The sequence below is a fragment of the Sphaerotilus sp. genome (assembly GCF_013299175.1).
Lineage (GTDB): Bacteria > Pseudomonadota > Gammaproteobacteria > Burkholderiales > Burkholderiaceae_C > Sphaerotilus.
This window is the reverse complement of record NZ_JAAFKF010000135.1, coordinates 1-8,920: the sequence shown is the minus strand read 5'-3', so window position 1 is coordinate 8,920 and position 8,920 is coordinate 1. Positions and strand designations below refer to the sequence as shown.

General features: G+C 71.3%; 10 protein-coding genes. 4 read left to right on the top strand and 6 right to left on the bottom strand.

Translation table 11 applies throughout. The features are described from left to right. Positions 1 to 192 precede the first annotated feature (192 nt). Positions 193 to 1,425: a phosphate regulon sensor histidine kinase PhoR gene (gene phoR, locus QZW52_RS17370; protein WP_294001005.1), complete on the bottom strand. Its 1,233-nt coding sequence runs from the start codon at positions 1,423 to 1,425 to the stop codon at positions 193 to 195. After that, the gene (phoB, locus tag QZW52_RS17365) at positions 1,422 to 2,135 is read right to left on the bottom strand and encodes a phosphate regulon transcriptional regulator PhoB (RefSeq protein ID WP_294001003.1); all 714 of its coding nucleotides are present in this window, start codon (positions 2,133 to 2,135) and stop codon (positions 1,422 to 1,424) included. The genes phoR and phoB overlap by 4 nt, the downstream gene beginning before the upstream one ends. Before the next feature lie 155 nt (positions 2,136 to 2,290). On the opposite strand from phoB, the gene QZW52_RS17360 reads away from it, so the two are divergent. The 3 genes from QZW52_RS17360 to QZW52_RS17350 are packed head-to-tail and all read left to right on the top strand — an operon-like array spanning position 2,291 to position 3,837. Beyond that, entirely contained in the window at positions 2,291 to 2,626 is a 336-nt protein-coding gene (locus QZW52_RS17360) for an ArsR/SmtB family transcription factor (RefSeq protein ID WP_294001001.1), read from the top strand. Between the two features lie 7 nt (positions 2,627 to 2,633). Next, complete coding sequence (locus QZW52_RS17355; RefSeq protein ID WP_294000999.1) at positions 2,634 to 3,143, top strand: arsenate reductase ArsC; 510 nt, start codon at positions 2,634 to 2,636, stop codon at positions 3,141 to 3,143. Positions 3,144 to 3,147: 4 nt separating this feature from the next. Beyond that, on the top strand, positions 3,148 to 3,837 hold the full coding sequence (locus tag QZW52_RS17350; protein WP_294000998.1) for an aquaporin: 690 nt from the start codon (positions 3,148 to 3,150) through the stop codon (positions 3,835 to 3,837). On the opposite strand, the gene QZW52_RS17345 is transcribed toward QZW52_RS17350, so the two are convergent. Together QZW52_RS17345 and QZW52_RS17340 are read right to left on the bottom strand one after the other, a co-directional pair. Beyond that, the gene (locus QZW52_RS17345; RefSeq protein WP_294000997.1) at positions 3,815 to 4,996 is read right to left on the bottom strand and encodes an OmpA family protein; all 1,182 of its coding nucleotides are present in this window, start codon (positions 4,994 to 4,996) and stop codon (positions 3,815 to 3,817) included. The genes QZW52_RS17350 and QZW52_RS17345 overlap by 23 nt on opposite strands. 42 nt (positions 4,997 to 5,038) lie before the next feature. Continuing rightward, a complete protein-coding gene (locus QZW52_RS17340; RefSeq protein WP_294000996.1) occupies positions 5,039 to 6,418 on the bottom strand; it encodes a serine/threonine-protein kinase in 1,380 nt (459 codons plus the stop codon). A 192-nt stretch (positions 6,419 to 6,610) separates the two neighbouring features. Between QZW52_RS17340 and QZW52_RS17335 the strand changes: the two genes are divergently transcribed. Beyond that, positions 6,611 to 6,889 (top strand): hypothetical protein, encoded by a 279-nt coding sequence (locus QZW52_RS17335; protein ID WP_294000995.1) that lies wholly within the window; start codon positions 6,611 to 6,613, stop codon positions 6,887 to 6,889. Positions 6,890 to 6,892: 3 nt separating this feature from the next. Here the strand turns inward: QZW52_RS17335 and QZW52_RS17330 are convergent, their stop codons facing one another. Both QZW52_RS17330 and QZW52_RS17325 read right to left on the bottom strand, forming a co-directional pair. Continuing rightward, entirely contained in the window at positions 6,893 to 8,167 is a 1,275-nt protein-coding gene (locus QZW52_RS17330) for a M20/M25/M40 family metallo-hydrolase (RefSeq protein ID WP_294000994.1), read from the bottom strand. Next, on the bottom strand, positions 8,164 to 8,920 hold a 757-nt coding region (locus tag QZW52_RS17325; protein ID WP_294000993.1), incomplete at its 5' end, for a M20/M25/M40 family metallo-hydrolase. The genes QZW52_RS17325 and QZW52_RS17330, both read right to left, overlap by 4 nt.

Sequence of the window (8,920 nt, the reverse complement as noted above, 5' to 3'; positions counted from 1 at the left end):
CAGCGGCTGGCAGTTCATCGAGGTCGGGCCGAACTTGCACAGGTCGTAGAGCGCGTGCAGCGTCGCATCGGCCACTGGCTCGGCAGTGAAGGCGTTGGCGGTGTGGGCCTGGAGAAAGACCTGGTCGAGGGCGTCGGTGTGGAGAGAGGTGGTCATCGGGAGGGGATCCTGGTCGGTGCAGAGGCGTGCAGGTTACCGGAGACGCGCCCGAACCCGAAACGCCGGCAGCAGCACCCGGAACACCGACCCCTTGTCCGGCACGCTGTCGATGAGCAGCTCGCCACCGTGCCGCTGCACCACATGCTTGACGATGGCCAGACCGAGTCCCGTGCCACCGGTCTCGCGCGAGCGGCTGCTGTCCACGCGGTAGAACCGCTCGGTCAGCCGGGGGATGTGCTCGCGCGCAATGCCGGGTCCGGTGTCGGTAACACGGAACTCGCCGGCGCCGTCGGGGCGCACGCTCCATTGCGCGGTGACGCTGCCACCGGCGGGCGTGTAGCGCAGCGCATTGCTCACCAGGTTCCAGAAGGCGCTGAACAGCTCCGACTCGGTGCCGCCGATCTGCGCCGGATCGCCCATCTGCAGCACGAGGTGGTGCTGGTCGCGGTCGGTGGCGCGGGCGCTGATGTCGAGTTGCGCCAGCAGCTCGCCCACATCGGTCCAGGTGTCCGACAGCGGACGGGGCGCGCCCTCGATCTGCGCCAGTGCCAGCAGGTCGGTGACGAGGTTGCGCATGCGGTCGGTCTGCTGGCGCATCAGCAGGAGCACGCGCTGGCGCTCGGACCCGGTGAGTGGCAGGTCGGCCAGCGTCTCGATGAAGCCGGCCAGCACGGTCAGCGGGCTGCGGATCTCGTGCGAGACATTGGCGACGAAGTCCCGGCGCATGTGGTCGCTGCGCTCGCGGGCCGTGATGTCCTCGGACAGGACCAGCCGCATCGCGTCGCCGTAAGGCCATGCCGTCACGGACAGCGTCGCGTCACCCCTCGGACTGGGAAAGACCACGCCGTCGTCGAAGCGCCCCGACTGCAAGTACCCGACAAATGCGGGTGCGCGCACGAGGTGGGTGACGCGCTGCGCCCGGTCGCGCTGCATGTCGAGTCCGAAGTGGGCGGCAGCGGTGCGGTTGATCCACTGCAACTGGTCTTGCGCGTCAAGCAGCAAGATGCCGTTGGGCGAGGCGTCGATGGCCGAGAGAAAGCTCTCCAGCCGCCCGGCCTGCTCGGCGCAGCGCCCCTGGGCCGCCCGCACCGCCCGATCGACACGCCAGCCGATCTCGCCCGCCGTTCCCGGCAACACCGGCGCCTCGGTCTCGCCCAGGCCGCTGGCCGTCCAGCGCAGCAGCCGCCGCATCCGCCCCCACAGCACCCCCGCCAGCGCCGAGGCCCCCAGCGCCCAGACCACGCTCAGCCCGACCGCCCAGCTCACGCAGCAGCCTGTGCGGCAGCATTCGGATGGGGCCGCGCCAGCCGGTAGCCCGCGCCCCGCACCGTCTCGATCAGCTCGCTGCAGCCCACCGGCGCCAGCGCCGCGCGCAGCCGCTTGATGTGGACATCGACCGTGCGCTCCTCGATGAAGACGTGGTCGCCCCACACGCGGTCGAGCAACTGGCTGCGGCTGTGGACCCGTTCCGGGTGCGCCATCAGAAAGCGCAGGAGCCGGAACTCGGTCGGGCCGAGGGCGACTTCCTCGTGGCCGTGCCAGACGCGGCGCGTGGCCGGATCAAGCCGGATCGGGCCTGCCTCGACCGGCGTGTCCAGCGCCTCCGGCAGCTTGCGGCGCAGCACCGCCCGGATGCGCGCCAGCAGCTCGCCGGTGGCGAACGGCTTGGTCAGGTAGTCGTCCGCGCCCGCGTCTAGCCCCTGGATCAGGTCGCGCTCCTCCGAGCGGGCCGTGAGCATGATGATGGGCAGCTCGCGGGTGCGGGCGTCGCCCCGCCAGCGCCGCGCCAGCGACACCCCCGATTCGCCCGGCAGCATCCAGTCCAGGATGACCAGCTCGGGCAGTTGTTCCGTGACCTGCCGCACCGCGGCATCCGCGTTACCCGCCACCCGCACGTCGTGGCCCTCGTAGCGCAGGTTCAGCGCGATCAGCTCGGCGATGGCCGGCTCGTCCTCGACGATCAGGATGCGTCCCATGGTCTTGCACTCTCTCTTTTCACACTGTTCACATTGTTTTCACACTTTGTGGCGATGGTCACACTGCCCTGTGACAGTTTGTTGACAGTGGCTGGGTAGTGGCTGAGGTGCTGTGTTGTGTTGTGTTGTTTTTATATTTCCATTATCATCAGACAATGGAAGAATCCACCGCCATTTCTGCCCTCGCCGCGCTGGCCCAACCGATGCGGCTGCGGGTGTTCCGCGCGCTCGTCGGCGCCACCCCGGACGGCATGACCCCCGGTGCGCTGGGCGCATTGCTCGACGTGCCAGCCTCCACGCTGTCGTTCCACCTGAAAGAGCTGATGCACGCCGGCCTCGTCAGCCAGGAACGCGACGGGCGCAATCTCATCTACCGCGCCGCCCTGTCCCAGATGAACGCACTGCTCGCCTACCTCACCGCGCACTGCTGCGAAGGCACCACCACCTGCGCCATGCCCATCCCACCCGTTTGCGACAGCGCCTGCCGCTGAATCCCCCATGACCACCCACGTCCTGATCCTCTGCACCCACAACTCGGCCCGCAGCGTGCTGAGCGAGGGCATGCTCAACCACCTCGCCGCGCGACTCGGCCGCGATGTCCAGGCCCACAGCGCCGGCAGCGCACCCAGCGGCCGGCTCAACCCCTTCGCCCTGCAGGCGCTGGACGCCGCCGGCATCGACACCACCGGCTACCACAGCAAGTCCTGGGACGCCTTCACCCAGCCGGACGCGCCCCCGCTGTCCATCGCCATCACCGTGTGCGACTCGGCGGCGGCGGAGAGCTGCCCGGTGTTCTTCGCCGGCCCGCACGGTGCCCAGCCGGTGAAGGTCCACTGGGGCTACCCGGACCCGTCGAACGCCGAAGGGGGGGATGCGGGCAAGGCGCGCGCCTTCGAGCTGACGCGCCAGGCGATCGGCTACCGGATGCTGCAGTTGCTGGCCCTGCCGCTGGAGACGATGGACCGCGCCGCGCTGCAGGCGGCGCTGGCCGAGATCGGGCGGAGCTGAGGCAGTGGCAAGTCAACGGACCATCCCCCTTTCACGCCACCTCGCCGCCGAACTGCTGGGCACGGCGCTGCTGCTGGCCACCGTCATCGGCTCCGGCGTCATGGCCGAGCGGCTCGCCGGGGGCAACACCGCCGTGGCGCTGCTGGCCAACACGGCGGCGACGGTCGGCGGGCTGTACGTGCTGATCGAGGTGTTCGGCCCCCTCAGCGGCGCGCACTTCAACCCCGCCGTCAGCGCCGCGATGGCCTGGCGCGGCGCGTTGCCGGTGTCGCGGCTGCTGCCGTGCGTGCTGGCGCAACTGCTCGGCGCGGTCGCGGGTGCGTGGCTGGTACACGGCATGTTCGGGCTGCCGCTGCTGCAGTGGTCCACCCACGTCCGCAGCGGCCCAGGCCAGTGGCTGGCGGAGGCGGTCGCCACGGCGGGGCTGCTGCTGGTCATCCTGCGCGCCGGGCCGGGCAAGGCGTCGTCGCTGGTGGCCGCCTACATCGGCGCCGCCTACTGGTTCACCGCCTCGACCTCGTTCGCCAACCCGGCCGCCGCGTTCGGGCGGATGTGGAGCGACACCTTCGCCGGCATCGCCCCGGCGAGCGTGCCGGGGTTCGTGGCGGCGCAGTGCGTGGGCGCGGCGCTCGGGCTATGGATCGACCGCTGGCTCGGTGTCGGCGTCGGGGTCAGCGACAGTCCACCACCTTGAACTCGACCCGCCGGTCCACGGCATCCTTCAGGTCGTCGCTGCCGATGCCCACGAGGTTCTCGCGCCAGCCGACGCCCGCGGTCTCGATGCGGCGGGCCAGCGCCGGGTTCGCGGCTTCGAGCTGGTCGCGCACCGCTCCGGCGCGCTGGGCGGACAGCGCGAGGTTGTAGTCCTGCGCCCCGGTGCGGCTGGAGTGGCCCACCACCTGCAGGCAGGACGGCACCTCCGCCGCCTGCCGCGCGATCTCGCGCACCCAGTCGGGATAGGGCTTGCTGATGGCCACGTCGGCGATGTACTCGGTCTTGCCGGGGGCGAACAGCAGCTTCACGCCCATGGCGCGGGATTTCAGGCCCAGCGTGACGATGCGGGCGAAGGCTTCCCGCGCATCCTCCTCGCGGCCCGAGCGCACCGAGGCGAGGTAGGTGCCGACCAGCGCCTGCATCGCATCGGCGCCGGGCAAGGTCTCCGCCGAGCGGTACAGCGTCAGCGCCCGCTCGTAGCGGCCGGCGCTGTAGGCCAGCCCCGCCTCGTCGAGCCTGGCGATGGGCACGGTGCGTTCCCGCTCGGACAGCGGCGCGGAACCCGCGGACCCTGCCGCGGTCACGGCGTCGGTCGCCTGCGGCAGCATCGTGAACGGACTCTCGCGGTAGAAGGCGACCGGCGTGGCATCCAGCCCCGCATCGGCCACCGCGGCGGCACTGCGCGCCAGCGTGCGGCCATCCTTCAGGCTGACGAAGCGCAGGTCGAGCTGCAGCCGGTCGGTGGCGCGGCGACCATCGGGCAGCAGGGCCGCGGTGAGCGTCGTGTCCAGGCGCACCTCGCTGACCGCCGCCGCCGCGGCCGTGAAGGGCACCAGCTCCAGCCCGCGGTGCTGGCTCTTGAGGTGGACGGCGATCAGTTCGCGCACCCGCACGGTCGTGGCCGTCTGCTGGCGGCTGGTGGCGTCGAGCACCGGCGCCACGTAGAGCGGCACCGAGCGGTTGAGCAGCCGCACCAGCCCGCGCCCGTCCTCCATGCGGCGCACCGCTTCGTCGGTGGCCATGCCCACGGCCTGCGCGAGCGGCAGCTCCGCGGTGAGGGTGGGCGGCGGCGGCGTGCTGCAGCCGGCCAGTGCCAGCAGCGCGAGGAAGGCGAAACGCACGAGGTGGCGAGAGGGCATGGCGGCGGCTCCTGGGTCAGGTCGGTGGGCGCGGGATCACGGTCATTCGCAGGCGGGGTTGCGCTCGCGGTCGGTGCCGACCGACTCCAGCGAGCGGCGGCGCAGCCAGTCGATGCAGGCATCCGAGGTTTTTTTCTTGCCCGCAGTGGCGGTCTGCACGGCAGGGGGTTCGTGGACCGGGGCGCGGCTCGCCGGGGCGGGCGGCGGGCGCAGCGGTTTGGGGGCTTCGGCGGCGCGGACGGGGTCTGGCATGGCGACCGGGTCCGGCGGACGTGGCACCGGTACCACCTTGACCACCACCACCGGCGCCGCTGTCACAGGCTCGACCGGCGCAGCCTGGACCACCACGGGGGCATCGGGGGGTGCCGGCTCGCGGTTGATCCACAGCACCGCGAACACCGCCGACAGCGACACCAGCAGTCCCGCCAGCGTCATCAGCCCGGTGCGATTGCGCTGGGCGGGTGGCGGGGGTGGCGGCGATGGCAGCGGCGCAGCGGGTGGCTTGGGTGGGGCGACGACAGGCACATGGTGCTCGGACCAGCCCAGCGCCATGCGCAGCGCAGCCACGCTGCCGAGGCGGTCGGTCGGCTTGGGGGCGAGCGCACTGCGCAGTGCGCGCCGGCGCAGCGGATCGGACTCGACCCGGTCCAGCTCGGCCCAGCAGCCCGGTGCATCGGCCTGACGCCGTGCAAGGCTGGGCGGGGCCGCACCGGTGAGCAGCCAGTGGGCGAGCGCGGCGATGCCATGCACATCGGTCCACGGGCCTGGGGTCAGCCCGGCGGCGCGGCCCGCGTCGGTCTGTTCCAGCGCCAGCCAGGGCGACAGCGGCTGGCGGCTCGGGTCGGTGTCCGGCAACGGAATGCACCACGCACCACCGTCGAGCACCCGCACCCGCTCCGGCGTCAGGTTGCCGTGCAGCTCGCCCAGGCGGTGCAGCGACTCGACGGCGCTGCAGCAGGCGTGCAGGCCCGCGTCCACGGTGGCCCGATCCGGCCAGCCGGGGCCGTCTTCCGCCACCTGGCGCAGCGTGCGACCGGTCGTGGGAGCGAGACAGACCCAGGCCGTGCCGTTGGCCGCGCCGCGCGCCTCGATGCGGACCAAGGCCGACTGCGCCAGCCGGGCCAGATCGGCAGAGCGGCCCGCTTGCTCCCAGTGGCCGGTCAGGCGGGTCCAGCGCGCCAGCCAGTCGCGGAAATCGGCCTCGGCGCCCGGCAGGGGCTGTACCTCGGTCCCGATCCGCTGCACCAGCCCGACCGGGCAGCCCTCGCGGATCGTCACCAGGCGGCCGCTGTGGCGCTCCTCGGCGGAGTAGTCGAAGCCGTCCAGGTCATCGCCGAGGTGCGCCGTGAGCTGGTATGGACCCAGACAGGCACCCGGCGCCAGCGGGGTCGGAAAGGCAGGAAAAGCGTGATGGGATGGCATGAGCGGCTGAATTATGAAAACAATGCCGCCTCTTGACCTTGGGCCAGAGGCGTTTGCACCCGCTTTCACGCGCCAGCTTCAGCAAGGATGAAGTTTTGTCCCGCCGCCCCACAGTGAAAAAACTGCCGCACCCTCTGCGGAGCACGACTTCGGTACGGGATCGACCAGTGGCTTTTTCGCCACAATCCAGCCATGCCTACCCCCACCTGCACACGTTCGTCCATCCCGCAATCCCAGGGCCAGCGCCAGGCCGGCCGTGATGCACTACCGGCGCGGGCCTGTGGTCGGCGGGCGCACCACACGCGGCGCTACGTGACCGCCCTCATCCACATCGCCCGGTGGACCGACACCGACGCACTGGAGCGCCTGCGCCGGTCTGCCCGCCAGCAGGCCGGCGGCGAGCTGCTGGGACTGAACGCGCTGGCCGAAGCCCTCGCCGCGCCGCACCAGGGTCGCGCCGTTTGCGCTTGACGCTCAGGCGCCCTGCCCCAGCATCTCCAGCAAGGTCCGTCCCACCACCTTCGTCGCCCGGCGCAGATCCGCCAGCACGAGGTGTTCATCCGCCCGCTTGGCGTTCGATTCGCGCACCGTGCGCGGCCCGGCGCCGTAGATCACCGCCGGAATGCCGCGCTCGCAGTACAGCCGCACGTCGGTGTAGAGCGGCGTGCCCGACACCGGAATCGGCTCGCCGAACACCGCCTCGCCGTGGCGTGACAGCGCGTCCACCAGCGGCTGGTTGCCCGGCAGCGGTTGCAGCGCATGGGCCATCAGCAGGCGGCGGATGTCCACCGACACGCCCGGCCGGCTCGCCGCAGCCTCGGTGATGACGCGGCGGATGTCGGCCTCGACTTCAGCGGAGTTCTCCTCCGGGATCATGCGGCGGTCGAGCTTGAGGACCACCTTGCCGGGGATGACGTTGGTGTTGGTGCCGCCCTGGATCAAGCCGACGTTGATGTACGGGTAGCTGATGCCCGGCACGTTCGAGCGGATCGTCGCCTTGTAGCGGGCGTTCTCGGCGTACAGCGCGTTCAGGATCGCCACCGCGCCTTGCAGCGCATCGACGCCGCTCTCGGGGATCGCCGCGTGCGCCATCACGCCGTGGACGGTGACCTCCATCTGCAGGCAGCCGTTGTGCGCCGTGACGATCTGGTAGCTGAAGCCGGCGGCGATCGTGTAATCGGGTGTCGTCAGACCGTGTTTCAGCAACCAGCCGGGGCCGAGTTCGCCGCCGAATTCCTCGTCGTAGGTGAAGTGCAGCTCGACCCCGCCCTTCAGCGCGACCTGCCCTTGCGCCCGCAGGGCCTCGATGGCGCGGGTGGCGAAGGTGAAGGTCGCGAAATCGCACTTGCTCACGGCGGAGGCGCGGCCGTAGAGCTTGCCGTCCACGATCTCGCCGCCGTAGGGATCGCGGGTCCAGCCTTCGCCGGGCGGGACCACGTCGCCGTGGGCGTTCAGCGCGATGACCGGGCCGCCCGCGTCGTAGGGGCGGCGCACGATCAGGTTGGTGATCGACTCCAGGCCGCAGTCGCGCACTTCCTGCTCGGGCACGGCGTGCTTTTCCGCATCGAAGCCGAGGCCGGCCAGCAGCTCGGCGGTGCGTTCGGCGTGCGGGGCGTTGTTGCCGGGGGGCGTGTCGGTGGGCACCTGCACCAGGGCTTGCAGGAAGCGCACCTCGTCGTCGAAATGGGCGTCGATCCAGGCGTCGAGCTGCGTGAAACGGTCGAGATCGCGGTCGGGGGCGGTGGTCATGCGGAGTGCTCCGTGTTCAATTGTTCGAGCAGGTCGGCGAAAGCGCACACCGACAGCTCCATGTCGTCGTTGGTGGTGGATTCGAGCGGGTTGTGGCTGATGCCGCTGTTCAGGCCGCGCACGAAGAGCATGGCTTGCGGCATGACCTCGTGCAGCTTCATCGCGTCGTGGCCGGCGCCGCTGGGCAGGCGATGCACGGGCAGGCCGGTCGCCGCGACGGCCCGTTCCCAGCGCGTCTGCCACGCTGGATCGCTCGGCGCGGCCGAGGCGCGCATCGTCTCGTCGAGCGCCACCGACACGCCGCGCCGCTGGCAGATCGCCGCCAGCTCGGTGCGCACGTCGTGCAGGCAGGCGTCCCGCGCCGCGTCGGTCGTGGCGCGAATGTCAAGGCTGAAGCGACAGCGGCCGGGCACGACGTTGATCGAGCCGTTCGGCACTTCGAGGATGCCGACCGTGCCGACCACCTGCGGCACCGACGCCGCCCGCCGCTCGACGAACAGCGCCAGCTCGGCCACCGCCAGCGCGGCGTCGCGGCGGCGGTCCATCGGCGTCGTGCCGGCGTGGCTGGCCATGCCGGTGACTTCGCCGACGAAGCGCACGCTGCCGTTGATCGACGTGACCACGCCCAGCGGCAGGTCACATTCGGCCAGCACCGGGCCTTGTTCGATGTGGACCTCGACGAAGCCGAGGTAACGCGCCGGGTCGCGCTTCAGGGCGGGGATGTCGTCGATGCACAGCCCGGCGTGCTGCATC

What these genes read in the sequence shown, in the direction of transcription:
- phoB (WP_294001003.1), bottom strand. Translation starts at nt 2,135, where the DNA reads ATGGGACGCATCCTGATCGTCGAGGACGAGCCGGCCATCGCCGAGCTG.
- QZW52_RS17360 (WP_294001001.1), top strand. Translation starts at nt 2,291, where the DNA reads ATGGAAGAATCCACCGCCATTTCTGCCCTCGCCGCGCTGGCCCAACCG.
- QZW52_RS17355 (WP_294000999.1), top strand. Translation starts at nt 2,634, where the DNA reads ATGACCACCCACGTCCTGATCCTCTGCACCCACAACTCGGCCCGCAGC.
- QZW52_RS17345 (WP_294000997.1), bottom strand. Translation starts at nt 4,996, where the DNA reads ATGCCCTCTCGCCACCTCGTGCGTTTCGCCTTCCTCGCGCTGCTGGCA.
- QZW52_RS17340 (WP_294000996.1), bottom strand. Translation starts at nt 6,418, where the DNA reads ATGCCATCCCATCACGCTTTTCCTGCCTTTCCGACCCCGCTGGCGCCG.
- QZW52_RS17335 (WP_294000995.1), top strand. Translation starts at nt 6,611, where the DNA reads ATGCCTACCCCCACCTGCACACGTTCGTCCATCCCGCAATCCCAGGGC.
- QZW52_RS17330 (WP_294000994.1), bottom strand. Translation starts at nt 8,167, where the DNA reads ATGACCACCGCCCCCGACCGCGATCTCGACCGTTTCACGCAGCTCGAC.